We start from the raw sequence: 23,542 nt of genomic DNA on the forward strand, positions 1-23,542 counted from the left end.
GGCCGCCTGATTGGTGGCTTCGCGGACCGAGCCCGGTACATCAGACACACGGGCACGCAATTTGCATAGTAACGGCAAGGGGGAGGACTCCCACAATGCGATCTTGCTGGTGGTCGGGGTGGCCGGATTCGAACCGACGACCTTCCGCTCCCAAAGCGGACGCGCTACCAAGCTGCGCCACACCCCGTCGGTGCGACACGTAGGGTACATGCACCGGAGCCGTGCGTCGGTCGCTTTACCGGGTGGCCGGGTTCACGAGGCGGCCGGGGAGCGGTGGTCCGGCGGCCGGCGTCAACGGGTGTGCGGAGAGCGCCGCCGACCCGCTACGATGCTTTCCGTGCCGCGGTCCGCTGGACCTGCGGTGCACCACTCGCGGGCGTAGCTCAATGGTAGAGCCCTAGTCTTCCAAACTAGCTACGCGGGTTCGATTCCCGTCGCCCGCTCCACGCCTGGGCCCGGTCCGACATCTTCGTCGGACCGGGCCTCTTGCGTACCAGGCTTCTGCGTACGGGAGCCGGACCGGCTCAGAAGCTGATCTGGTTGATCGTGTCCGCTATCGAGTTCATGAACCTGTTGATCGACGGGGCCATGCCGGTCGACGCCAGGAAGAACCCGAACAGCACGGCGACGAGCGCGGGGCCGGGCTTGATGGAGCCCCCACGGATCAGCACCACCAGGATGACCGCGAACAGCAGCACCATAGACAGTGAAATAGCCACGTCTGATCACACCCTCGGTCGGTCCGCCTTGCCGGCCCGGAAACGTGCTCCACTGCGCGCCCCGTCGCGTCCATCGTGCCACCAACTCCCGGGTGTCTGCTGCCGGGTGACGGATCGCACTGACCGGATCCCGCCATCCTGCCCAGCTCACGGGGGCTCCACGCCGGGCAGCCGCACCTCCGCCGCGAAATCCGTGCGGCCGCATATTCACCGACTCAGGCCGCGGTGACCGTTTCCCTATCCTCACAGGTCGTTCACAGGTAATTCGAGCCGTCGGTTGCGATGTAATTCACTCGCTCAACACGCCGCCGATATGCCCTGTTTAAGGGGGATCAAGCGTGTCATAGCGGGCAGTGTTCGACTGTTTCACCTGCGAATAGGCGGGAACACGCGATATCTCATCGTGGTTTTACGCGTGGCAATCGACGGGTCTAAGGTGCCTTAGATGTTCCAAGCTCCGAGCGTATTCACAAGGGCCCCGCTCCCCCCGGCGACCCGGGAGCCGGAGCCCAGACGCGAGCAGACGCCCACCCCCACGAACGCCGCCCCGGCCCGCACCGAAGCCCCGGCAAAGGCGGCCAAGCGGCGCGATCCCTACTTCGACAACGTGAAGTATCTGGCCATCGTCCTGGTCGCGGTGGCGCACGCCTGGGAACCGGTGATGGACGGCAGCCGGGCCACCCGGGCGCTCTACATGATCGTGTACACGTTCCACATGCCGGCCTTCATCCTCATCTCCGGCTATTTCTCCCGTACGTTCGACATGTCGTCCCCCAAGGTGAAGCGCCTGATCACCGGGGTCGCCGTGCCGTATGTGCTGTTCGAGACGGCCTATTCGCTCTTCAAGCGGTACGTGGACGACTCACCCGACACCTCGATCACCCTGGTCGATCCGCTGTTCCTGACGTGGTTCCTGATCGCCCTGTTCATCTGGCGGGTCACCACACCGATCTGGCTCACCCTGCGCCATCCGCTGCCGGTGGCGCTCGCCATCGCGATGCTGGCCTCGGTCTCCCCCGACATCGGCGACGACCTGGATCTCCAGCGGGTCTTCCAGTTCCTGCCGTTCTTCGTCCTCGGCCTGCTGATGAAGCCCGAGCACTTCCAGCTGATCCGGCGCCGCGAGGTGCGGCTGCTCGCCCTGCCGCTGTTCGCGGGCGCGCTGCTGTTCGCGTACTGGATCGCCCCGCGCATGCAGCTCGGCTGGCTCTACCGCGCCAACAGCGCCCAGGAGATGGACGCCCCGTGGTGGTCGGGCGCGGTGATGTCGCTGGCCCTGTTCGGCTGCGCCCTGGCGCTGACCATCAGCTTCCTGGCCTGGGTGCCGCGCCGGAACATGTGGTTCACGGCGCTGGGCGCCGGGACGATCTGCGGCTATCTGCTCCACGGCTTCCTGATCAAGGGCGCTGTGTACACGGGCCTGTTCGACCGGCACACCTGGCTCTCCGGCCCCGTCGGCCTGGTGCTCGTCTCGGTCGTGGCGGCGGGTGCGGTGACGCTCATGTGCTCGCGGCCGGTGGCCCGGGCCCTGAAGTTCGCCACCGAGCCGGACTTGAAGTGGGCGTTCCGGAAGGACCCCGCGAAGCGCTGAAGCCGCTCTTTCCCTCCCACCTGATCCACCCCTGGCGCCGGCCGCGGGTGGATCAGTGCGTTTACGGGTTACGCGCTTCCGGGTTGGCCGAATCCTTTCGGTCCGAGGGTGGCTTCCCGCCGGTCAGCCCCAACAGCCCCCGCACCTGCGCATACTTCGCCGTCAGCCGGGTACGGGTCGGCTCCTCCAGGACCGCGAGGCGAACCGGATCCGCGTTGTGGGCCAGATCCGCCTCCTTGACGAGCAGGGCGCCCGGGGTGGCGAGGATCCGGGCCGTGTACGCGGACAGCTCCTCGCCCGGCCGCTTGGTGACGGCCAGAACCATGTCCTTGACCTCCTGCGGCAGCGCGGCCTCCGCCAGCCACCGCGCCGAGAGCGCGCCGTCCTCTATCGCGTCGTGCAGCCAGGCCGCGGCGATCTGCCGGTCGCTGCCGCCGCGCACCCGCACCCCCTCGGCCACCGCCGCCAGGTGTTCCGTGTAGGGGCGGCCCGCCTTGTCGGTCTGCGTCGCATGGGCCTCGCGGGCGAGAGCCTCGACCTGGGCCAGGTTCAGATGGTTGCCGGACATGGCCCGACTCTACGGCGGCGCGTCAACTCCCCCTCCGGTCTGCGGCGTTGACGGGAACGGCCACCATTCCCCAAACAGACAAAAGCTAACAATACGAAGGCCTCATAGTTGCAGAGTCAATCGTTCGGTAAACTAATTACTGATGGTTTATTGACGCTCCCTTGACACCCTCTTGACCTACTCCCGAAGGAACAGGCTCATCGGACACGCAGACACCCTCCTCGCCATGGGCGGCGCCTTCCTGGCCGCTGCCGTCCTCGCCCGCCTCGGCGGCCGCATCGGGCTGCCTACGATCCCCCTGTTCATCCTGGCCGGCATCCTTCTCGGCCCTCACACCCCCGGTTACACGCTTCTCTCCAACCCGCACGACCTGGAGATGCTCTCCGCGCTGGGACTCGTCCTCCTGCTCTTCTACCTGGGGCTCGAGTTCCACATGGACGACCTCAGGACGGGCGGCCGGAAGATGGCCATCGCGGGCGGGACCTATCTGGTCCTGAACGTGGGCGCCGGTCTCGGCTTCGGTTTCGCGCTGGGCTGGGGCACGTCCGAGGCGCTGGTACTCGCCGGTGTGCTCGGCATATCCTCGTCCGCCATCGTCACCAAGATCCTGGTGGACCTGGGGCGGATCGGTAACCCGGAGACCCGGCCGATCCTCGGCATCATCGTCGTCGAGGACGTCTTCCTCGCCCTCTACCTCGCCGCTCTCCAGCCCATCCTGTCCGGTGCGGACAGCCTCTCGGCGATGCTCGTCGACGCCGGCAAGGCCTTCGGCTTCCTGCTGCTGCTCGCCCTGGCGGCCCGGTTCGGGACGAAGCTCATCGGCAAGCTGATGAACACCAGGGACGACGAGCTCCTCGTCATCTCCTTCCTCGGTGTCGCGGTCTTCGTCGCCGGTGTCTCCGAGATGTTCGGCGTCGCCGACGCGATCGGTGCCTTCATGGTCGGTCTCATGCTCGGCTCGACCACCTCCGGCGAGCGCATCCTCAAGCTGGTCCACCCGCTGCGCGACGCGTTCGGCGCGATCTTCTTCTTCGCCTTCGGTCTCTCCATCGACCCCGGCGTCCTCCCGAGCGTCTTCTGGCCGGTGCTGGCGGCCGTCGTCCTGACGCTCGCGATGAACGTGGCGGCGGGTCTCGCCGCCGCCCGGATCTACGACTTCGGCTCGCAGGGCACGGCCAACATCGCCACCACGCTGGTGGCCCGCGGCGAGTTCGCGCTCATCCTCGCGACGATGGCGGCCGCCGCCGGACTCGACAGCCGGCTCTCGCCGTTCATCGCCGGCTACGTGCTCCTGCTCGCCGTTCTCGCCCCGCTGGCGGCCGGACGCTCGCACTGGCTGGCCCGGATCCTGCCCGGCGGACGCGGTGGCGGCAAGGACGGTGGCGGGAAGGACGGCGACAAGGATCAGGAGCAGATCCCGGTGTCGGTCTGAACGGAGGCGGAGAGGTGTCCTCGTGCCGCACCCGTGAGTGACGATCACCACATGATCACTCGCGGGTGATGGGCACCTCTCCGTTGACGAGGCCCTCTCGGTGCCGACGAGGGAGGCCCTTTCGGTGCCGACGAGGCTCTCTCAGTGGCGACGAGGCCCTCTCAGTGCCTGCGCGAGAGCAGCAGGAGCGCCCGGTCGTCGTTGACGTCCTTGGCGCAGGCCTCGATCAGATGCCAGGCCGCGCCCTCGAAGCCGGCGGGGACATAACGGTCGGCCTCGCCGGTCAGCCGGTCGATCCCCTCGGCGATGTCCCGGTCGGACGCCTCCACCAGTCCGTCCGTGAAGAGCATCAGCACATCGCCCGGGGCGAGCGAGCCCTTGACCGCGTCGAACTCGGCCCCGTCGTAGACGCCGAGCAGCGGCCCCTCCCCCGACTTCTCCTCCCACTGGCCGCTGCCCGCGTGCAGCTGGAGCGCGGGCGGATGGCCGGCCGAGAAGATCTCGTAGTCGCCGGAGTCCAGGTCCAGCACCAGGTGGATCGAGGTCGCGAACCCCTCGTCCCAGTCCTGCCGCAGCAGATAGCCGTTGGCGGCGGCGAGGAAGCCGTGCGGCGGCAGCGAGCCGAGCAGGCCGCCGAAGGCGCCGGAGAGCAGCAGGGCCCGGGAGCCCGCGTCCATGCCCTTGCCGGAGACGTCGGTGAGGACGACCTCCAGGGTCCGGCCGCCGTGGGTGCGGGCCGCGACGACGAAGTCCCCGGAGAAGGACTGGCCGCCGGCCGGGCGCAGGGCCATCTCGCGGTGCCAGCCCTGGGGCAGCCGGGGCAGGGCGCTCTGGACCCGGATGCGTTCGCGCAGGTCGAAGAGCATGGTGCCGCCGCGCCGCCACGGCACTCCGACCCGGGCCCGGAACTGGGCGAGGACCAGCCCGAAGAACCCGCAGGCGGCGACCACGAGGACGGTGCCCGGGGTGACCCGAGCTGGGCCGTCCAGGTACGGGCCGAGGGTGAGCGCCTCCACGATCAGGGCGCCGGCGGCCGTGGCGTACAGGCCGAGCAGGCTGGCGGGGCGCAGCAGGAGGCCGCCCGCGACGATGGGGAGGGCGAGGGCGGCCGGGTCGATCCAGACCGGGCTGGCGATGGTGGCGAAGGTGATGGCGGGAATCGTCAGCAGCAGACCGGCCATCGCGATCCAGTCGGAGCCGTCGCCCCGGAAGTAGTCCACCCCGGATCTGCGCAGCCCGATGCGGGCCCGGTGCGCCGATCTGCGCCACCGGGCCCAGAAGTCGTCCACTCCTCCGCGACGGGCCATTGCCGGGACCCTATCCACCCGGACGCCTCCGGTGCAGGGGGACCCCGGTGCCGATGCGCGCGAAATCGGGTCGTCCGCTTCCGCTCACCCTGGTAGGGATGGCCTATGACTTCAGAACTCCGTGTGCTGCGACCTGCCGAATGGGACCCCTGGTTCGCCTGTCTGGAGCGTGCGTTCGGGGGTGTGCTGAGCGCCCCGGAGTCGCGTGCGCTCTGGCAGGACCTGACCGAGCACGACCGGTCCATCGGCCTGTGGGACGGGGAGGTGTGCGTCGGTACGGCGGGGGCCTACAGCTTCCGGCTGACCGTGCCCGGCGGGGCGGCGGTGGACACGGCGGGGGTGACGGCGGTGAGCGTCTCGGGGACGCACCGGCGGCGCGGGCTGCTGCGGACGATGATGCGGCGCCAGTTGGACGACGTACGGTCCTGGGGCGAGCCGCTCGCCGTGCTGACGGCCTCGGAACCGGCCATCTACGGGCGCTTCGGGTACGGGGCCGCGACCCGGGCCCTGAGCGTGAACGTCGACACCTCCCGCGTACAGCTCGATCTGCCTCCGGGCACGGAGGACGTACGGGTGCGGTACACGGATCCCGTGGCGGCCCTGCCCGCGTGCGAGGAGGTGTACGGGCGGCTCGCCGCGGAGCGTCCGGGTACGCCGGTGCGGCAGCCGAAGTGGGAGCAGGCCGCGGTGATCGACACGGAGAAGGACCGGGCGGGCGCCTCGCCGTTGCAGTGCGTGCTGGCCGAGCGGGACGGCGAGGTGACCGGGTACGCCACGTTCCGGGTGCGGCCGGACTGGGACCGGGCGGGGCCGAAGGGGACGGTGGCGCTGCGGGACCTGGGGGCGCTGGATCCGGCGTCGTACGCGGCGCTGTGGCGGTTCCTGTTCGGCATCGACCTGACGTCGTCCGTGGAGGCGGGACCCCGTCCGATGGACGAGCCGCTGATGCATCTGGTCTCGGACGTGCGGCGGTGCGAGGCACGGGTGCAGGACGCGCTGTACCTACGGCTGGTGGAGGTGGGGGCGGCGCTGGAGGCGCGTGCGTACCGGACGCCGGTGGATGTGGTGCTGGAGGTCGAGGACGACTTCTGCCCGTGGAACGCGGGGCGCTGGCACCTGGTGGCGGACGCCAAGGGCGGTGCCTCGTGCCGGCGTGCGCCGGATCGCGCGCCGGATCTGGAGCTGTCGGTACGGGAGCTGGGCGCCGCCTACCTCGGCGGGGTGTCGTTCACCTCGCTCGCGGCGGCGGGGCGGGTGCGGGAGGTGCGGCCGGGAGCGGTGGAGGAGGTCTCCTCGGCGTTCTCGTGGCACGTGGAGCCGTGGCTGCCGCACGGGTTCTGAGCCGGGACGGGTACGCGGGTCAGGCCTCGGACGAAGCGCCCGGGTCCTGGCAGCGCGGGCACCAGAAGAGGTTGCGGGCGGCGAGGTCCGCCGTCCGGATCTCGCTCTCGCAGATGTGGCAGGGCAGGTTGGCCCGGCGGTAGACGTAGACCTCGCCGCCGTGGTCGTCCTTGCGGGGCGGGCGGCCCATCGCCTCGGGGAGGTGCTCGGGGCGGACGGTGTCGATCCGGTTGTGCCGCACGCCCTCGTGCATCAGCTCCACCAGGTCCGCCCAGATCGCGTCCCACTCGGCGCGGGTGAGGTCCTTGCCCGCGCGGTACGGGTCGATGCCGTGGCGGAACAGGACCTCGGCCCGGTAGACGTTGCCGACGCCCGCGATGACCTGCTGGTCCATCAGGAGCGCGGCGACCGTGGTCCGGCTGCGGGAGATCCGCTGCCAGGCGCGCTCCCCGCCCTCGTCGCCACGGAGCGGGTCCGGGCCCAGGCGCTCGTGTATCGCGCGCTTCTCGGGCTCGGTGATCAGGGCGCAGGTGGTGGGGCCGCGCAGATCGGCGTGGTGGGCCGCGTTGACCAGGCGGAGGCGGACGGTGTCGGTGGGCGGCGGGGGCGGGGCGGTGCCGAAGCCGAGCTTGCCGAAGAGGCCGAGGTGGATGTGGACCCAGCCGGTCTCGCCGAAGCCCAGGAAGAGGTGCTTGCCGTGGGCGTCGGTGGTGGTGAGGGTGTGCCCGTCGAGGAGGGCAGCGCTGTCGGAGAACTTGCCCTGCGGGCTGCTCACCCGGACCGGTCCGCCCACGAACCGCTCGGCGTGGTCCTGGGCGAGGCGGTGGATCGTGTGTCCCTCGGGCACGGCGGGCTGCTCCTGTGGTTCCTCTGGAAGCGCGGGCGGTGACATGGCCGTGCCGCCGGGTCCGGGACCCGGCGGCACAGGTGGCGTAAGGGTCAGCCCTGCTGCGGGTGGTGGGCCGGGATCGGGGGGAGCTCGCCGGTGTTCTCGTACGCCGAGAGCATCTCGATGCGGCGCGTGTGGCGCTCCTCGTTCGAGTACGGCGTGGAGAGGAAGATCTCGACGAACTTCGTCGACTCCTCCACCGTGTGCATCCGGCCGCCGATCGCGACGACGTTGGCGTTGTTGTGCTCGCGGCCGAGGGCGGCGGTCTGCTCGCTCCAGGCCAGTGCGGCGCGGACGCCCTTGACCTTGTTGGCGGCGATCTGCTCGCCGTTGCCGGAGCCGCCGATCACGATGCCGAGGCTGTCCGGGTCCGCGGCCGTCTTCTCGGCGGCACGGAGGCAGAACGGCGGATAGTCGTCCTGGGCGTCGTAGATGTGGGGACCGCAGTCGACGGCCTCGTGCCCGTGGGCACCGAGCCACTCGACGAGGTGGTTCTTGAGTTCGTAACCGGCATGGTCGGATCCGAGGTACACGCGCATGGTGCGAAGTGTGGCACGAACTTCGCCGGGTAGCCGTCAGCGGGGTCGCACACCCTCATTCGATGATTCGCAGGTTCGAGCCCGATTCTGTGTGGCGAACACCACTCGGGCAACGATCAGGCAAACGATCCGAAAGAGGGGGTTCCCCTTCCGCCTTGTATCGGGCTTGAATGCGTGGCCTTGTCTTCGCCCACCCCACGGGCACGATCCGACGGCGGAGCAGGGCACACCCTCATGCTCGAAAAGGTAAGGAATCCCCCCATGACGTCGCAGACGACGCTGGCGAAGCCGGGCCAGGAGCCCGGTGAGCCGGACCGGCCGGACTCGTCGGGCGGGCTTCAGGCAGGCCTGAAGAACCGCCACCTCTCGATGATCGCGATCGGCGGCGTGATCGGCGCCGGGCTCTTCGTGGGATCGAGTGCGGGCATCGCGGCCGCCGGTCCGGCGATCCTGATCTCGTACGCGATGGTCGGCCTGATGGTCGTCCTCGTGATGCGGATGCTCGGTGAGATGGCCGCCGCCCGCCCGAGCTCCGGCTCCTTCTCCGCCTACGCCGACCAGGCGCTGGGCCGGTGGGCCGGTTTCTCCATCGGCTGGCTCTACTGGTTCTTCTGGGTCGTGGTGCTCGCCGTCGAGGCCACGGCCGGCGCCAAGATCCTGGAGAGCTGGATCCCGGGCGTCCCGCAGTGGGCCTGGGCGCTGATCGTGATGGTCGTGCTGACCGCCACCAACCTGGTGTCCGTGGGCAGTTACGGTGAGTTCGAGTTCTGGTTCGCCGGGATCAAGGTCGTGGCGATCGCCGCGTTCGTGGTCGTCGGCTTCCTCGCGGTCTTCGGGTTCCTGCCCGGTTCGGACAACCCGGGGTCGGGTCTCGCGCATCTGACGGACAGCGGCGGGTTCTTCCCCGAGGGACCCGGAGCGATCCTGACCGGTGTGCTGATGGTCGTCTTCTCGTTCATGGGCAGTGAGATCGTGACGCTGGCCGCCGGCGAGTCCTCGGACCCGCAGCGGGCCGTCTCGAAGGCCACCAACAGCGTGATCTGGCGTATCGCCGTCTTCTACCTCGGCTCGATCTTCGTCGTGCTGACGCTGCTGCCATGGAACGACCCGTCGATCCAGGAGAAGGGCAGCTATGTCGCCGCCCTCGACTCGATCGGGATCCCGCAGGCCGGCAACGTCATGGACTTCATCGTGCTGACGGCCGTGCTGTCGTGTCTCAACTCCGGCCTGTACACGGCCTCCCGGATGGCGTTCTCGCTCGGCGAGCGGGGCGACGCGCCGAAGTCCTTCGCCCAGGTCAACAAGCGCGGCGTGCCGCAGGCGGCGATCCTGTCCTCGGTCGTCTTCGGCTTCGTGGCGGTGTTCTTCAACTACCAGTGGCCCGACACGGTGTTCGCGTTCCTGCTGAACTCCTCCGGCGCGGTCGCGCTCTTCGTCTGGCTGGTCATCTGCTTCACCCAGCTGCGGATGCGCGGGATCATCCTGCGCGAGACCCCGGGCAAGCTGGTCGTACGGATGTGGCTCTTCCCGTACCTCACCTGGGCGACGATCGCGGCGATCTCCTTCGTCCTGGTCTACATGCTGACCGACGACACCGCCCGCGAGCAGGTCGTGCTGTCGCTGCTGGTCGCGGCGCTGGTGGTGGGCATCTCGCTGGTCCGGGAGGCGCGCAGCCGCAAGGCGGTCACCCCTGCCGAGTGACCCGTACGTGAGTGATACGTGACGGGAGATGTCACGTATACCAGGGAGGCTCTTCTTCGTACCGCGTCAGCGCGAGCGAAGGAGAGCCTCCCTCATGGTTTCCGCACCACCCGCACCACCCACCTTCCAGACCGGCTTCCCCATCCGGCCCGACCGGCTGGTGGAGGCCGCCACGCCCGAGGATGTACGGGAGGCCGTGGCGTACGCCGGCGGGCGCGGGCTGCACGTCGCCGCGCACGCCTCCGGCCACGGCCTCCCCGGCCCCGTCGAGGGCGGGGTCCTCATCGCCACCCGCGCCCTGGACTCCGTCACCGTCGACCCGGTCCGCCGTACCGCCCGGATCGGCGCGGGCGCGAGCTGGGGCCGGGTGATCGAGGCGGCGGCCCCGCACGGGCTCGCCCCGCTCAACGGCTCCTCCCCCTCCGTGGGCGCCGTCTCCTACACGCTGGGCGGTGGGCTCGGAATCCTGGCCCGGGAGTTCGGGTACGCCGCCGACCACGTGCGCTCGCTGGACGTGGTGACCGCCGACGGCACCGCACGCCGGGTCACGCCGGAGCGCGAGCCGGAGCTCTTCTGGGGGCTGCGCGGGGGTGGGCACCGGCTGGGGGTGGTGACCGGCATGGAGATCGCTCTGGTGGCGGTGGAGCGGCTCTACGGCGGCTCGATCGTCTTCGACGGGGCGTGGGCGGCCGAGGTGGTGCGCGGCTATCTGGCGTGGACGCGGACCGTGCCGGAGACCCTGACCTCGTCGCTGGCCGCGCTCGTCTACCCCGCCCTGCCGCAGTTGCCGGAGGAGCTGCGCGGGCGGTACGTGATCTCCGTGCGGGTGGCGTTCACGGGGAGCGCGGAGGAGGGCGAGCGGCTGGTGGCGCCGTTGCGGGCGATCGGGAGGTCCGCGCCGATCCTCTCGGACTTGCTGCGGGAGATGCCGTACACCGAGAGCCACACCATCCACAGCGACCCGCCGTTCCCGCACGCCTACTACGGGGACAGTGCGGTGCTCGGCGAGCCGGACGCGGAGCGGACCGTACAGGCGTTTGAACTGGCCGGGCCCCGGGCGCCGATGATGACCGTGGTGCAGCTCAACCACCTGGGCGGGGCACTGGCTGCGCGGCCGGAGGTGGAGAACGCCGTGCCGTACCGCGATGCCGGGTTCCTGCTGCGGCTGCTGTCGCCGCTGGACGGTACGGAGGTGGGCGCGGTGCGTGCGCTGTACGGGGAGGTGGGGCGGGTGCTGGAGCCGGCCGTCCTGGGGCGGTCGCTGAACTTCTCCTTCGGCGGCGGGGACCGTACCGCCGGTTTCCATGAGGCGGAGACGGCGAAGAGGCTCGCCGGTCTGGTCTCCCAGTACGATCCGGCGGGCCTCTTCGGTGGCCCGTACGGGGCCTGAGTCTTCGGGCGAACGGGATCAGCCTCGGCGGCCCAGCAGCTTCCAGGAGGCGGGTAGCGCGCCCATCGCCAGGGCCGCCTTGAGCGCGTCGCCGATCAGGAACGGGACGAGGCCGGCCGCGACGGCGGCGCTCAGGGACATGCCGGTGGCGAGCGCCAGGTAGGGCACGCCGACGGCGTAGATGATCGCGGAGCCGATCACCATCGTGCCCGCCGTGCGGAGCACCGAGCGGTCACCGCCGCGGCGGGCGAGGGCGCCGACGACGGTGGCGGCGAGCAGCATCCCGAGGATGTAGCCGAGGGACGGCATCGCGTAGCCCGAGGTGCCCTCCGCGAACCACGGCATCCCGGCCATGCCGACGACCGCGTACAGCGCCAGGGCGAGGAAGCCGCGGCGGGCGCCGAGCGCGGTGCCGATGAGGAGCGCGGCGAAGGTCTGGCCGGTGACGGGGACCGGGGAGCCGGGGACGGGGACGGAGATCTGCGCCGCGATGCCGGTGAGGGCGGCGCCGCCCAGCACGAGGGCCGCGTCGACGGCGTAGCGGTGCCGGGCTGCGGGCAGCAGGTCGGCGAGGACCGCTCCGGAACGGACGGGGGCGGCAGCAGTGCTCATCGGGTCTCCGCGGGTGAGGGCAGGCGGGCTGGGACGGCTCCGCCAGGCAGGTGGGGTGGGGCAGGTGGGGTGGGACTGCTGCCGACGTTAGCCCAGCAGTGAACGACCGATCACCATCAGCCGCCCACAAAGCGGTGGTTGACGGGTTGGTGGGATTCGCACAAAGGTCCCCGCGCAATCGCCGCTGGGCGTGATGCTCGTCACTGAGGTGGGGCGGTGGGTGGTCCGTTTTGGCGGGAGGGGCATCGCGGGCCCAGACTGTAGGTTCCCCATAAATGATCCGAGAGTGACCCGCACACCATGCACGAGGCTCCCCCCACCCCGTCCGGGGCTTCCACGACCCCTGCTGAGCCCCTGGAGCACGGGCTGAAACAGCGTCACCTCACGATGCTCGGGCTCGGCGGGGTGATCGGGGCCGGGCTGTTCGTCGGGTCGGGCGCGGGCATCGCGGTGGCGGGGCCCGCCATCGTCGTCTCGTACCTGATCGCGGGCGCGCTCGCGATGCTGGTCATGCGGATGCTCGGCGAGATGTCCGCCGCGATGCCCGCCTCCGGCTCCTTCTCCGTGCACGCGGAGCGGGCGCTCGGGCGGTGGGCCGGGTTCAGCGTCGGCTGGCTGTACTGGTTCCTGCTCGTCGTGGTCCTCGCCGTGGAGGCGACGGCCGCCGCGCAGATCGCCCACGGGTGGGTGCCGGCGGTCGAACCGTGGGCGTGGGTGCTGCTGTTCATGATCGTGTTCACCGCGGCCAACCTGGCGGCGGTGAAGAACTTCGGCGAGTTCGAGTTCTGGTTCGCCTCCTTGAAGGTCGGCGCGATCGTGGTCTTTCTGGTGCTCGGCGGCCTGGCGGTCTTCGGCCTGCTCCCGGACACCGACCCGGTCGGGATGACCAACCTGACCGGCCAGGGGGGCTTCCTGCCGAACGGCTGGGGCGGGGTCGTCTCCGGCGTCCTGACCGTGGTCTTCGCCTTCGGCGGCCTGGAGGTCGTCACCATCGCCGCCGCCGAGACGGACGACCCGGCGCGCGCGGTCGGGCGCGCGGTGCGCAGCGCGGTGGTGCGCATCCTCTTCTTCTACGTCGGGTCGATGCTGGTCATCGTGACCGTGCTGCCGTGGACCGCCCAGCAGGCCGGGCTGAGCCCGTACGTGAAGGTGCTGGACTCGATCGGGGTGCCGTCGGCCGGGCAGATCATGAACATCGTGGTGTTCGTGGCGCTGCTCTCGGCGCTCAACGCCAATCTGTACGGCTCCTCGCGGATGGTGTTCTCGCTGGCCGAGCGCGGGGAGGCGCCGCGCGGGCTGCTGAAGGTGTCCCGCAGGCCTGGTACGGAGGGCGGGGTGCCCCGGCGGGCGGTGCTGGCCTCGGTGGCGTTCGGCTTCGTCTCCGTCCTGCTCAATCTGCTCTGGCCGGACACCGTGTTCCTCTACATGCTCAACTCCGTCGGCGCGGTGCTCCTGTTCGTCTGGGCGCTGATCGCCGCCTCCCAACTGCGGCTGCGCGCCCGGCTGGAGCGGGAGGCGCCGGGTGCGCTCGCGCTGCGGATGTGGTGGTTCCCGTATCTGACCTGGCTGACGCTGGCGGGGCTGCTGGGGGTGCTGGTGCTGATGCTGACGGATGCCGACGCGCGGCCGCAGGTGCTGTGGTCGGCGGGGGCGACGGCGCTGGTGCTGCTGGTGGCGGTGGGGCGTCAGTGGCGGGAGCAGCGGGGACGCACGGGGTCGGAACGCAAGGGGTCGGCCCTTACCGGCCGGTAGGCGCGTGTGCACCTTGTGTGAGCCTCGTGCCCGTATAGCGGACACCCGTTCCGTGTGAGCGGTGCGGATGCTCAGACTGTGGGTTCGTTCCCCTGTCTCCGCTAGCGAACAGAGCTTGTCCATGTCTCGGACCTCCGCGTCTCCCCCCACCGCTGACTCCGCGGCCCCCACCGGGGCCTCGGCGGACTCCGCGGCCCCCACCGGGGCCTCGGCGGACTCCGCGCTCACCCACGGTCTCAAGCAGCGGCACCTCTCGATGATCGCCCTCGGCGGGGTCATCGGCGCTGGGCTCTTCGTGGGCTCCGGGGCCGGGATCGCCGCCGCCGGCCCCTCGATCGTCGTCGCGTACGCGCTCTCCGGGCTGCTCGTCATGATGGTGATGCGCATGCTCGGCGAGATGTCGGCCGCCAACCCGGCCTCCGGCTCCTTCTCCGTGCACGCCGAACGGGCGATCGGCCCCTGGGCCGGGTTCACCGCGGGCTGGTCCTTCTGGTTCCTGCTCTGCGTCGCCGTCGGCCTGGAGGGCATCGGCGCCGCCCAGATCGTCAGCGGCTGGCTGCCCGGGACGCCCGAGTGGGCCTGGGTCGCCCTGTTCATGGTGGTCTTCCTGGGGACGAACCTGGCGGCCGTGAAGAACTTCGGCGAGTTCGAGTTCTGGTTCGCCGCGCTCAAGGTCATCGCGATCACCCTGTTCCTGGTGCTCGGCCTGCTGGCGATCTTCGGCGTCCTCCCGGACACGGACGCGCCCGGTCTGACCAACCTCACCGGCGACGGCGGCTTCCTGCCCAAGGGCATGGACGGCTTCATCATCGGGCTCCTCGCCTCCGTCTTCGCGTACGGCGGTCTGGAGACCGTCACCATCGCCGCCGCCGAGTCGGAGAACCCGGTGCAGGGCGTCGCGAAGGCGGTCCGTACGGCGATGTGGCGCATCGCTGTCTTCTACATCGGCTCGATGGCCGTCATCGTCACCCTGGTCCCCTGGGACAACCCGAAGGTCGCCGAGGTCGGCCCCTTCTACGCGATGCTCGACCACCTCGGCATCGGCGGCGCCGCGCAGATCATGAACGTGGTCATCCTCATCGCCCTGCTCTCCGCGATGAACGCCAACATCTACGGCGCCTCGCGGATGGCCCGGTCCCTGGTCGCCCGGGGCCAGGGACCGGCCGTACTCGGCAGGATCTCCTCCGGGGTGCCGCGCAACGCGGTGCTGTTCTCCTCGGTGTTCGGCTTCCTGTGCGTGCTGCTCAGCTACTGGCGGCCGGACGACGTCTTCCCCTGGCTGCTGAACATGATCGGCGCGGTGATCCTGGTCGTCTGGATCTTCATCGCCGTCTCCCAGCTGATCCTGCGCCGCCGCACCGAGCGCGAGTCGCCCGAGAAGCTGGTCGTACGGATGTGGCTCTTCCCGGTCCTCACGATCGTCGCCCTGGCGGGCATGGCGGGCATCTTCCTGCTGATGCTGCGCCAGCCGGACACCCGCGACCAGCTGTTGGCCACGGGGGCGCTGACGGCGGTGCTGATCGGCATCGGTGTCGTACGTCAGCGGCGGCTCCGCAGCAGTGACGCCGCCGAGATCCCGGCGCAGCGGAAGTAGCCGCTAGCCGCCCGCTGCTGTGATCCGGGGGGCGGGGGATGCCTAAGGCGGGGCGGCTCCTCTGCCCCGCCCTCCCTGGCCTTCCCGGTCACAGCAGAAGCAGCACCGCCGCGCCCCACAGCACCGAGAGGGCCACCAGCGGCGGCCCGGCCGGCATGCCCTGCCGTGACGCCGGCGCCTCCTCGGCCGGGCGCAGCTCCGGGTCGAGGTGCAGGGCCCGCACCTCGTCGGCAGCGCGCACGGCATACGGCTCACGGCCCAGGCGGCGCTCCAGCCACGCCCAGCCGGTGGGGGCCAGGTCGACGTTGTCGTGGCCCTTGCCCGTGCCGATACGGATGCCGTCCTCGTGGTGGCGTACGGCGGTGATCGCGTCCCACTCGGCCCGCCGGACGCGCCACGCCCCGGTCACCCACAGCCCGTCGCGGTCGGCGGTGATCCGCCAGGTGAGCGTCGTCGCCACGGTCGAGATCAGCCACGACAGGGCCACGGGCAGCCACAGCCAGGACCACGACGGTCCGTCGTCGAGCATGGCCCAGATGCCGCCGCCCTGCACCACCAGCAGGCAGAGGCCCACGGCGCGCGAGAAGCCGTGCGCCTTCCACACCCGCAGGCCCGGGCCGGGCGTCATGGCGGCGGCGATCTCCTCGACGGACCGCCTCTCGTTCTTCCGCCTACGGCTCTTCGCTCCGCGCGTCAGCAGCCTGGGGACGGCCGGCTTCACGGCGGTGACGCTGCACTCGACCAATACCTCCGGCTCGTCCGCGTCGAGGCGCGCGGCGAGGGCGACCTCGGCGCCGGCGTAGGGGGCGCCGTACAGGACCGCCTCCCGCAGCGGCGGGGGCGGGTCGTCGCCGCTGAGGATCTGCCTGACCTTGGTGAGGTCGACGGCGTCCGCTTCCCCCTCGTCGCCCTCCTTCTGCTCCTCCTCGTCCTCCTCCTCGAAGGCGTGCAGCGAGTGGAAGTGCAGGATGGGCCGGAGGGCCTCCCGGTCGTCTGCCGCGAACACCCAGGTACGGGCGTCCTCATGTCCCTCACGCACCAGCACTTTCAGCACCGGCAGCGTTCGGGGCCGCAGCCGCGCCGAACGCGTCCGCCCGTCCACGCCGTTCGCGAAGAACCCCAGCGCCGCGGCCGCGCCGCCCAGCACCAGCGTCTCCCAGCCGAAGGCGTCGTACGGCTCCGCGACCAGCGCCGCCCAGTCGCCGTCCACCACGATGTCGACCCGGCTGCCCTCGGGGAAGTCCTCGGGGAAGGCCGTCTCGAAGCGATGGGTCCGCTCGTCGGCCTCCACCTTCAGGATGTCGATGCCGTCGTCATCCTGCTCCTGGGCCACGACGAGGCCGGACAGGTGCGTGGCGCCCGCGGCCCGCTCCTCGTACGCGTCGGCGACCTGCTGGGCCTGCCAGGAGCCGAACCCGGCGGCGGCGAGCATCAGGGCGGCCAGGGCGAAGGAGAACCGGCCCCGGCGGAACGTCAGCGCGGCGGCGGGCAACGGCTGCGCGACCGGCCCGGCCGCCTCCAGGGCCAGCGCCCGCTGCCGCCCGGCGAGGGTGAGCCGGTGGATGATCCCGGCGGTGGTGAACGCGGCGGCCACGGGGTAGGCCAGTGCGTACGGTTCGCCGAACGACTCGGTGAAGCCGCCGTCCTCGGCGAACCCCACCAGCCCGGCCGCCAGCCCCACGAGGGCCAGCCGGGGCTGCCGCCACACCCAGTACGGGGTCACCACCAGCACGACCATCATCCCGAGCCCCGACCAGTCGGTGCCGCACGGCTCGGCGGACGTACAGGGGGCAAGGGGAGCCTCCCCCATGTACCAGAACATCGAGACGACCAGCGCCAGCACCGCCCAGAGCGGGTGCGCCCACCGGGCGGGCACGGCGGCGAGCCAGCGCTCGGCGTCGGGGGTCCGCCAGTCGGCGGTGCCGGGGGGTATGTGTTCGGCGGGCAGCGGCACGGGAAGACTGTTCACCAGCGCATTGTGACTCCTCCCCCGATGAATCCGGGAGTTTCTCGTTACGCCGGGTTGGCGCCGCGACGGACCAGCCCGGCCCGTAGAACGTTGAGTGCTCCGACTGTGTCAGCGTGCGCGGTGTGGCCGCACGACTGGCAGTGGAACTTCTCCTGTGTGGGCCGGTTCTCCGCTGAGACGTGCCCACATTCGGGGCAGGTACGGGAGGTGTTGCGGGGGTCCACGGCGATCACTTCCCGTCCGGCGCTCTCAGCCTTGGCATGCAGGATCGTCAGGAACACCCCCCATCCGGCGTCAGAAATACTGCGGTTGAGCCCAGCCTTCGCGGCGGACCCGTTGGGCAGGAAGCTGCCCGCGTTCTCGAGGTCGGGCTTGGGTGCGGGGGCCTTGACCATGTTGCGGATCTTGAGGTCTTCGTGCGCGATGAAGTCATGCATGCGGACCAGGCCGAGCGCGGCCTTGTGCGCGTGGTCGAGCCGCTGGCGCCGGACCTTGCCGTGCAGCGCAGCGACCTTCTCCACGGCGCGCCGGTGGTTGCCGGTCCGGTCCTTGGCCTTGCGGCGCGGAAACCGGGACAGGGCTTGCTGCGCAGCTTTGATCTTCGCGGCCGCGCGGCGACCGTAGCGCGGGTTGGTAATGAACTCGCCGTTGGAATCGGCAAGGAAGCCGACGATGCCCAGATCGATCCCGACCACGCTGCCGGTCGGCGGCAGCGGCTCGGGCCGGGCCTGCTCGGCGGTCAGTACGACGAACCACTTACGGCCCTCGCGCTTGACGCTGACGGTTTTGATCCTGCCAGCCACCGACCGGTGCTGGTTGACCTTGACGTGCCCGACGCCCTGGAGGCGGATGCGAGTGACGGGATCGTGCGGGGTGGAGTCCCAGCGGCAGCCGTCGCCGTCCTTGGGAAACTCCACCGTGCCAAACCAGTTCACCCCGCGAAAGCGCGGATAGCCTGGTGTGTCACCGGACTTGACTCGGCGGAAGAACGCTTGCATCGCCTTGTCCAGACGGCGCAACGTCGCCTGCTGTGAGGAGAACGACCAGCGGCCCTGACGCTCCGGGTCGAACGCCCGGATGTCCTTGAGCTGCGCCGACTGCACGCCGTACTTGACCGAGGTCTTCGAGACGTGCCGGTAAGCGTCACGCCGCTCCTGCAAAGCCCCGTTGTAGAGGGAGCAGTGATCCCGCAACATCTCGCCGAGTGCCTGCTCCTGGCGAGCGGTGGGCCGCATGAGGAACTTGTACGCCCGGATCATTCAGCCCACCTCCTTCGGTCGAGTTCCCTCGATCCTAATACAGTTGGTGTATTTCACCGCGCTGGGAACCAAACTCCGATATTCGCACCGGTCGTCACGTCACCAATAGCCTGCACGCCCATATGGTGTTCGTCACCAAATACCGCAAGGGTGTCTTTGATGACGCCATGCTCCAGCGCTGCGAAGAGATCATGCGCGAGGTCTGCGCCAGCTTCGAGACGGAGCTACAGGAGTTCAACGGCGAGGCCGACCACGGCCACCTTCTCGTGCACTACCCGCCCAAGATCGCCCTGTCGAAGCTGATCAACTCGCTCAAAGGAGTCAGCTCCCGCTACCTGCGCGCCGAGTACACCGACCGAATCAACCGCATCGGCGCGGGCTCCGTCTTCTGGTCCCGCTCCTACTTCGCCGGCTCATGTGGCGGAGCACCGCTCAGCATCATCCGCCACTACATCGAGGGCCGGCAACGCCCTGCTTGATCGTCCACACGAAAGCGCGGAGACCTCCGGCGCTTCGCCCCTCGGTGTCGAGAATGCGCTTCCCTCCCCAGCTGAACCCGGGGATACCCACGCAAGATTAGGGATGGCCACGGGCGATGCCGGGCCCGGGGTTCGGGGGCCGGGACCGAGGTTCGCGGTTCCGGTACGTGCTGGCGGCTTCCCGGCGCGCTCACGGGCTCTCGGCACGGCCCGGGAACACGTGGGCCACCGGACACGGCAGGGACGGCCGCCGTACGCCGGGAGGTCATCCGCCCTCGCTTCCGTGGTGGCTCCGCCACCCGAGGAGCTGTCATGTCCCGTGCACCGAGGCGCCGTTCGGTCCTCCTGGCCACCGCGGCCGCCGTCACCGTCCCGGCTGTCGCGTCGGCACCCGCGTCGGCTTCTCCGGGCCGCCGCCCCTCCGGTCCCCTGGTGATCGGCCATCGCGGGGCGGCGGGCTGGCGCCCCGAGCACACCGCCGACGCGTACACCTACGCCGTACGGGCCGGGGCCGACTGGATCGAGCCGGATCTCGTACCGACGAAGGACCATGTCCTGGTCGTGCGGCACGAGAACGAGATCGGCGGGACCACGGATGTGGCCGGGCGCCCGGAGTTCGCGGACCGCCGGACCACGAAGACGGTGGACGGCAGGGCGGTGACCGGCTGGTTCACCGAGGATTTCACGCTGCGCGAGCTGAGGACGCTGCGCACGGTGGAGCGGCTGCCGCTGGTCCGCAACCGGAACACGGTCTTCGACGGGCGGGGGCGGGTGATGACCTTCCAGGAGGTGATCGACCTGGCCCGGCTGCTGTCGAAGGAGTCGGGCCGCCGGATCGCCGTCTTCCCGGAGACCAAGCACCCGACGTACTTCCGCTCGGTCGGGCTGCCGCTGGAGGAGGAGCTGATCCGGGTGGTCCGCCGCAACCGGCTGACCGCCCGGGAGTGCGTCGTCCAGTCCTTCGAACCGTCCAGCCTGCACCGGATCGCCGCCGCCCGCCTCGGCCTCCCCCTCTGGCAGGCGCTGGGGACGAGCGGCTCCCCTTATGGTCACGCGGTCACCTATAAGGACATGATGAGCCCGGCCGGGTTGCGCGAGATCGCCTCGTACGCGCAGTGGATCGGCCCCGACAAGTCCTCCCTCGTCCCGCCGCACACGCTCCTCGCGGACGCGCATGCGGCGGGCCTGAAGGTCGGCGCGTACACCTTCCGCGCCGAGAACCAGTACCTCCCGGCCGCGCACCGCCGGGGTACCGCGCCGAACGACTTCGGCGACGCGTTCGCCGAGTACGCCTTCCACTACGCGCAGGGCGTGGACGCCGTGGTGACGGACTTCCCGGACCTCGCGGTACGGGCGCGGGAGGAGCTGCGGCGGTAGCACCGCAGCCGGTTCTCAGCGCGTGGTGCGCTTGCTCGCCGTCTTCTTGGCGGTCTTCTTGGCCGCCGCCGTCGTCTTCTTGGCGGGGGTGGGCAGCGCCGTCTTCTTCGCCGGGGTGCGCTTGGCGGCCGCGCGCTTCGGTGACGCGGCCTCGGCCGCCGCCTCCTCGGTGTCGGCGCCGGCGTTCGACAGGGTGCCGGAGCTGCTCTCCAGGTGGGCGCGGACGAACCACTGGAACTGCTCCAGGCCGCGCAGGTGCTCGATGAGCAGGTCCTCGGTGACGGGGTCGATCTCGCCGGCCTTCTCGACCGCCTCGCGGTGGTCCTCGATGATCCCCGTGTAGACCAGGTCCAGGGCGCCGAGGTGGGCGATGGCGTCGGCGCGGCCGACGCTGTAGTCGTCCCAGGTGCGCTCCTTGACCAGAACGCCCGGGGTGCCCTGCGGCTCGCCGCCGAGGGCCGAGATGCGCTCGGCGGCCGCGTCGGCCATCTCCCGTACGGCGGCGGTCTGCGGGTCGAGCATCTCGTGGACGGCGACGAAGTGCGGCCCGACCACGTTCCAGTGGATGTGCTTGAGCGTCAGGGCGAGGTCGTTGAGCGCGTGCAGGCGCAGCGTCAGGAGGTCGATGACCTGGCGGCCCTCGTCGACGCCGAGGCCGGGGACGGTGTAGCGGGGGGTGCGTGCGGGGGACATGGGGCTCCTGTTCCTGGTGATGTGCCGGTGGGTGAGTGGGGGGATGGCGGTCTAGCCGGCGTCGGCGGTGCCGCCTTCGGTCGGGGTGGCGCCGGGGCGCTCGCCGCCGGGCCGGACGGGGCCCGCCGCCGCGCGGATGCTCGCCAGGGCGGCGTCGGCCACCGCGCGCGGGGTGATGCCGAACTCCTCGTACAGCCGCTCGTAAGGAGCCGAGGCGCCGAAGTGCTCCAGGCTGACCATGCGGCCCGCGTCGCCGACGATGTCCCGCCAGCCCTGGGCGACGGCCGCCTCGACGCTGACCCTGGCCCTTACCTCGGGCGGCAGGACCTCGTCCTGGTACGCGTACGGCTGGTCGGCGAACCACTCGCGGCAGGGCAGCGAGACCACCCGCGCGTCGTGGCCCTCGGCGGCCAGCAACTCGCGGGCCTCCAGGGCGATGTGGACCTCGGACCCGGTGCCGATGAGGATGACGTCGGGCGTCTCCTTGCGGCTGTCGGCGAGGACGTAGCCGCCCCGGGCCGCTCCGGAGGCGGGGGCGTAGGCGTCTTCGCCCTCGCCCCGCTCCAGGACGGGCAACGGCTGCCGGGTGAGGGCGAGGCCGGCGGGGCGGTCGTGGTGCTCCAGGACGGTGCGCCAGCAGACGGAGGTCTCGTTGGCGTCGGCGGGCCGTACGACGTCGAGGCCGGGGATCGCGCGGAGAGCGGCGAGCTGTTCGACCGGCTGGTGGGTGGGGCCGTCCTCGCCGAGGCCGATGGAGTCGTGGGTCCAGACGTAGGTGACCGGCAGCTTCATCAGGGCGGCGAGGCGGACGGCCGGGCGCATGTAGTCGCTGAAGATCAGGAACGTACCGCCGTAGGGGCGGGTGAGGCTCTGGAGCGCGATGCCGTTGAGGACGGCACCCATGGCGTGCTCGCGGATGCCGAAGTGGAGCGTGCGGCCGTAGGGGTTTCCGGGGAATTCACCGGTCTGCTTCCCCTCGGGCACGAAGGACGGCTCGCCCTCCATGGTGGTGTTGTTGCTGCCCGCGAGGTCGGCCGAGCCGCCCCACAGCTCGGGGAGCACGGGTGCCAGCGCGGTCAGGACGTCGCCGGAGGCCTTGCGGGTGGCGATGCCCTTGGGGTCGGCGTCGAAGACGGGCAGGCTGTCGGTCCAGCCGTCGGGGAACTTCTGCTCCAGCAGCCGGTCCAGGAGCGCGGCGCGCTCGGGGTGGGCGGTGCGCCACTCCTGGTAGCGGGGCTCCCAGGCGCGGTGGGCCTCGGCGCCCCGTTCCCGTACCGCACGGGCGTGTTCCAGTACGTCGTCCTCGACGGTGAAGTCGGCGTCCGGGTCGAAGCCGAGCAGCTTCTTGGTGGCGGCGACCTCGTCGTCGCCGAGGGCGGAACCATGGGCCTTGCCGGTGTTCTGCTTGGTGGGCGCGGGCCAGCCGATGATCGTCCGCAGCAGGATCAGGGACGGGCGGCCGGTCTCGCTCTTCGCGGCCTCGACGGCGGCGAGCAGGGCGTCGACGTCCTCCACGTAGTCGCCGGTGCGGGTGAAGTCGACCGTCTGGACGTGCCAGCCGTACGCGGCGTAGCGGGCGGTCACGTCCTCGCTGAAGGCGATGTCGGTGTCGTCCTCGATGGAGATGTGGTTGGAGTCGTAGAAGACGACGAGGTTGCCGAGCTCCTGGTGTCCGGCCAGCGAACTGGCCTCGGACGTGACGCCTTCCATCAGGTCGCCGTCGGAGGCGACGACGTACACGTGGTGGTCGAAGGGGCTGGTGCCGGCCGGCGCGTCGGGGTCGAGGAGGCCGCGCTCGCGGCGGGCGGCCATGGCCATGCCGACGGCGGAGGCGAGCCCCTGGCCGAGCGGCCCGGTGGTGATCTCGACGCCCCGGGTGTGGCGGTACTCGGGGTGGCCGGGGGTGCTGGAGCCCCAGGTTCGCAGCGCCTTCAGGTCGTCCAGCTCCATGCCGTAACCGCTCAGGTACAGCTGGATGTAGAGGGTGAGGCTGGAGTGGCCGCAGGAGAGCACGAAGCGGTCGCGGCCGAGCCACTGGTCGTCGGCCGGGTCGTGGCGCATGACCTGCTGGAAGAGCAGGTACGCGAGGGGCGCCAGGCTCATCGCGGTGCCGGGGTGGCCGTGGCCCGCCTTCTGCACGGCGTCGGCGGCGAGCAGCCGGACGGTGTCGACGGCGCGGACGTCGAGCGGGCCCCAGCCCGCCGCGTCCGCGACCGGCAGGGCCAGCTTCGGGTCGCGGCCGCTGTCCGGGCGCTCCGGCGCTTCGGGGGCGTTGGGGGGTGCCATCAAGTCCTCCTGGTCGGTGGGGCGGGCGGCGAGCGGCGCACCTG

19 protein-coding genes and 2 tRNA genes are annotated in these 23,542 nt (G+C 70.8%); 10 read left to right on the forward strand and 11 right to left on the reverse strand.

Annotation, left to right across the window (positions count from 1 at the left end; translation table 11 throughout):
* Window positions 1-110 precede the first annotated feature (110 nt).
* Window positions 111-187: transfer RNA gene (locus IF17_RS0108230), tRNA-Pro, on the reverse strand.
* Window positions 188-372: 185 nt separating this feature from the next.
* Between IF17_RS0108230 and IF17_RS0108235 the strand changes: the two genes are divergently transcribed.
* Window positions 373-446, forward strand: a tRNA-Gly gene (locus IF17_RS0108235).
* A 78-nt stretch (window positions 447-524) separates the two neighbouring features.
* Here the strand turns inward: IF17_RS0108235 and IF17_RS1000000137345 are convergent.
* On the reverse strand, window positions 525-719 hold the full coding sequence (locus IF17_RS1000000137345) for a hypothetical protein (RefSeq protein WP_026241379.1): 195 nt from the start codon (window positions 717-719) through the stop codon (window positions 525-527).
* Window positions 720-1,164: 445 nt separating this feature from the next.
* On the opposite strand from IF17_RS1000000137345, the gene IF17_RS0108245 reads away from it, so the two are divergent.
* Complete coding sequence (locus tag IF17_RS0108245; protein WP_030563675.1) at window positions 1,165-2,310, forward strand: acyltransferase family protein; 1,146 nt, start codon at window positions 1,165-1,167, stop codon at window positions 2,308-2,310.
* A 61-nt stretch (window positions 2,311-2,371) separates the two neighbouring features.
* Here IF17_RS0108245 and IF17_RS0108250 read toward each other — a convergent pair whose 3' ends face one another.
* Entirely contained in the window at window positions 2,372-2,878 is a 507-nt protein-coding gene (locus IF17_RS0108250; RefSeq protein ID WP_030563678.1) for an HD domain-containing protein, read from the reverse strand.
* A 226-nt stretch (window positions 2,879-3,104) separates the two neighbouring features.
* Between IF17_RS0108250 and IF17_RS0108255 the strand changes: the two genes are divergently transcribed.
* Window positions 3,105-4,310, forward strand: a complete 1,206-nt coding sequence (locus tag IF17_RS0108255) for a cation:proton antiporter (RefSeq protein WP_030563680.1) — start codon at window positions 3,105-3,107, stop codon at window positions 4,308-4,310.
* Between the two features lie 161 nt (window positions 4,311-4,471).
* Here IF17_RS0108255 and IF17_RS0108260 read toward each other — a convergent pair whose 3' ends face one another.
* The gene (locus IF17_RS0108260) at window positions 4,472-5,617 is read right to left on the reverse strand and encodes a PP2C family protein-serine/threonine phosphatase (protein ID WP_030563682.1); all 1,146 of its coding nucleotides are present in this window, start codon (window positions 5,615-5,617) and stop codon (window positions 4,472-4,474) included.
* Between the two features lie 105 nt (window positions 5,618-5,722).
* Here IF17_RS0108260 and IF17_RS0108265 point away from each other — a divergent pair, with 105 nt between their 5' ends.
* Complete coding sequence (locus IF17_RS0108265; RefSeq protein WP_030563684.1) at window positions 5,723-6,958, forward strand: GNAT family N-acetyltransferase; 1,236 nt, start codon at window positions 5,723-5,725, stop codon at window positions 6,956-6,958.
* A 19-nt stretch (window positions 6,959-6,977) separates the two neighbouring features.
* On the opposite strand, the gene IF17_RS0108270 is transcribed toward IF17_RS0108265, so the two are convergent.
* Both IF17_RS0108270 and IF17_RS0108275 read right to left on the reverse strand, forming a co-directional pair.
* Window positions 6,978-7,805: an Fpg/Nei family DNA glycosylase gene (locus IF17_RS0108270; protein WP_030563686.1), complete on the reverse strand. Its 828-nt coding sequence runs from the start codon at window positions 7,803-7,805 to the stop codon at window positions 6,978-6,980.
* A 92-nt stretch (window positions 7,806-7,897) separates the two neighbouring features.
* Window positions 7,898-8,386 (reverse strand): ribose-5-phosphate isomerase, encoded by a 489-nt coding sequence (locus tag IF17_RS0108275; protein ID WP_010062974.1) that lies wholly within the window; start codon window positions 8,384-8,386, stop codon window positions 7,898-7,900.
* A 261-nt stretch (window positions 8,387-8,647) separates the two neighbouring features.
* Between IF17_RS0108275 and IF17_RS0108280 the strand changes: the two genes are divergently transcribed.
* Together IF17_RS0108280 and IF17_RS0108285 are read left to right on the forward strand one after the other, a co-directional pair.
* A complete protein-coding gene (locus tag IF17_RS0108280) occupies window positions 8,648-10,087 on the forward strand; it encodes an amino acid permease (RefSeq protein WP_030563688.1) in 1,440 nt (479 codons plus the stop codon).
* Window positions 10,088-10,181: 94 nt separating this feature from the next.
* Window positions 10,182-11,477 carry an FAD-binding oxidoreductase gene (locus tag IF17_RS0108285; RefSeq protein WP_030563690.1) on the forward strand — a complete coding sequence of 432 codons (1,296 nt, stop codon included), beginning with the start codon at window positions 10,182-10,184 and terminating at the stop codon, window positions 11,475-11,477.
* An 18-nt stretch (window positions 11,478-11,495) separates the two neighbouring features.
* On the opposite strand, the gene IF17_RS0108290 is transcribed toward IF17_RS0108285, so the two are convergent.
* Window positions 11,496-12,089: a biotin transporter BioY gene (locus IF17_RS0108290; RefSeq protein WP_030563692.1), complete on the reverse strand. Its 594-nt coding sequence runs from the start codon at window positions 12,087-12,089 to the stop codon at window positions 11,496-11,498.
* A gap of 300 nt (window positions 12,090-12,389) precedes the next feature.
* Between IF17_RS0108290 and IF17_RS0108295 the strand changes: the two genes are divergently transcribed.
* Complete coding sequence (locus IF17_RS0108295; protein WP_030563694.1) at window positions 12,390-13,841, forward strand: amino acid permease; 1,452 nt, start codon at window positions 12,390-12,392, stop codon at window positions 13,839-13,841.
* A 121-nt stretch (window positions 13,842-13,962) separates the two neighbouring features.
* Window positions 13,963-15,435, forward strand: coding sequence for an amino acid permease (locus tag IF17_RS0108300; protein ID WP_030563696.1), 1,473 nt, complete (start codon window positions 13,963-13,965; stop codon window positions 15,433-15,435).
* Between the two features lie 88 nt (window positions 15,436-15,523).
* Here the strand turns inward: IF17_RS0108300 and IF17_RS0108305 are convergent, their stop codons facing one another.
* Both IF17_RS0108305 and IF17_RS0108310 read right to left on the reverse strand, forming a co-directional pair.
* Complete coding sequence (locus tag IF17_RS0108305; RefSeq protein ID WP_157851137.1) at window positions 15,524-17,404, reverse strand: hypothetical protein; 1,881 nt, start codon at window positions 17,402-17,404, stop codon at window positions 15,524-15,526.
* Window positions 17,405-17,448: 44 nt separating this feature from the next.
* Window positions 17,449-18,663, reverse strand: a complete 1,215-nt coding sequence (locus IF17_RS0108310) for an RNA-guided endonuclease InsQ/TnpB family protein (protein ID WP_030563699.1) — start codon at window positions 18,661-18,663, stop codon at window positions 17,449-17,451.
* A 50-nt stretch (window positions 18,664-18,713) separates the two neighbouring features.
* Here IF17_RS0108310 and tnpA point away from each other — a divergent pair, with 50 nt between their 5' ends.
* Both tnpA and IF17_RS0108320 read left to right on the forward strand, forming a co-directional pair.
* On the forward strand, window positions 18,714-19,142 hold the full coding sequence (tnpA, locus tag IF17_RS0108315; RefSeq protein ID WP_076966166.1) for an IS200/IS605 family transposase: 429 nt from the start codon (window positions 18,714-18,716) through the stop codon (window positions 19,140-19,142).
* Window positions 19,143-19,454: 312 nt separating this feature from the next.
* Window positions 19,455-20,519 (forward strand): glycerophosphodiester phosphodiesterase family protein, encoded by a 1,065-nt coding sequence (locus tag IF17_RS0108320; protein WP_030563703.1) that lies wholly within the window; start codon window positions 19,455-19,457, stop codon window positions 20,517-20,519.
* A 15-nt stretch (window positions 20,520-20,534) separates the two neighbouring features.
* Here IF17_RS0108320 and IF17_RS0108325 read toward each other — a convergent pair whose 3' ends face one another.
* Both IF17_RS0108325 and tkt read right to left on the reverse strand, forming a co-directional pair.
* Window positions 20,535-21,212, reverse strand: coding sequence for a Dps family protein (locus IF17_RS0108325; RefSeq protein WP_030563705.1), 678 nt, complete (start codon window positions 21,210-21,212; stop codon window positions 20,535-20,537).
* Window positions 21,213-21,263: 51 nt separating this feature from the next.
* Window positions 21,264-23,498, reverse strand: coding sequence for a transketolase (gene tkt / locus IF17_RS0108330; protein ID WP_030563707.1), 2,235 nt, complete (start codon window positions 23,496-23,498; stop codon window positions 21,264-21,266).
* Window positions 23,499-23,542: the final 44 nt, after the last annotated feature.

It is taken from the genome of Streptomyces cyaneofuscatus, assembly GCF_000718135.1.
GTDB lineage: Bacteria > Actinomycetota > Actinomycetes > Streptomycetales > Streptomycetaceae > Streptomyces > Streptomyces cyaneofuscatus.

Excerpts from the sequence above, each read along its gene's own strand:
- IF17_RS0108245 (WP_030563675.1), top strand. The coding sequence starts at position 1,165 with ATGTTCCAAGCTCCGAGCGTATTCACAAGGGCCCCGCTCCCCCCGGCG.
- IF17_RS0108250 (WP_030563678.1), bottom strand. The coding sequence starts at position 2,878 with ATGTCCGGCAACCATCTGAACCTGGCCCAGGTCGAGGCTCTCGCCCGC.
- IF17_RS0108255 (WP_030563680.1), top strand. The coding sequence starts at position 3,105 with ATGGGCGGCGCCTTCCTGGCCGCTGCCGTCCTCGCCCGCCTCGGCGGC.
- IF17_RS0108260 (WP_030563682.1), bottom strand. The coding sequence starts at position 5,617 with ATGGCCCGTCGCGGAGGAGTGGACGACTTCTGGGCCCGGTGGCGCAGA.
- IF17_RS0108265 (WP_030563684.1), top strand. The coding sequence starts at position 5,723 with ATGACTTCAGAACTCCGTGTGCTGCGACCTGCCGAATGGGACCCCTGG.
- IF17_RS0108275 (WP_010062974.1), bottom strand. The coding sequence starts at position 8,386 with ATGCGCGTGTACCTCGGATCCGACCATGCCGGTTACGAACTCAAGAAC.
- IF17_RS0108280 (WP_030563688.1), top strand. The coding sequence starts at position 8,648 with ATGACGTCGCAGACGACGCTGGCGAAGCCGGGCCAGGAGCCCGGTGAG.
- IF17_RS0108285 (WP_030563690.1), top strand. The coding sequence starts at position 10,182 with ATGGTTTCCGCACCACCCGCACCACCCACCTTCCAGACCGGCTTCCCC.
- IF17_RS0108290 (WP_030563692.1), bottom strand. The coding sequence starts at position 12,089 with ATGAGCACTGCTGCCGCCCCCGTCCGTTCCGGAGCGGTCCTCGCCGAC.
- IF17_RS0108295 (WP_030563694.1), top strand. The coding sequence starts at position 12,390 with ATGCACGAGGCTCCCCCCACCCCGTCCGGGGCTTCCACGACCCCTGCT.
- IF17_RS0108300 (WP_030563696.1), top strand. The coding sequence starts at position 13,963 with ATGTCTCGGACCTCCGCGTCTCCCCCCACCGCTGACTCCGCGGCCCCC.
- IF17_RS0108310 (WP_030563699.1), bottom strand. The coding sequence starts at position 18,663 with ATGATCCGGGCGTACAAGTTCCTCATGCGGCCCACCGCTCGCCAGGAG.
- IF17_RS0108320 (WP_030563703.1), top strand. The coding sequence starts at position 19,455 with ATGTCCCGTGCACCGAGGCGCCGTTCGGTCCTCCTGGCCACCGCGGCC.
- IF17_RS0108325 (WP_030563705.1), bottom strand. The coding sequence starts at position 21,212 with ATGTCCCCCGCACGCACCCCCCGCTACACCGTCCCCGGCCTCGGCGTC.
- tkt (WP_030563707.1), bottom strand. The coding sequence starts at position 23,498 with ATGGCACCCCCCAACGCCCCCGAAGCGCCGGAGCGCCCGGACAGCGGC.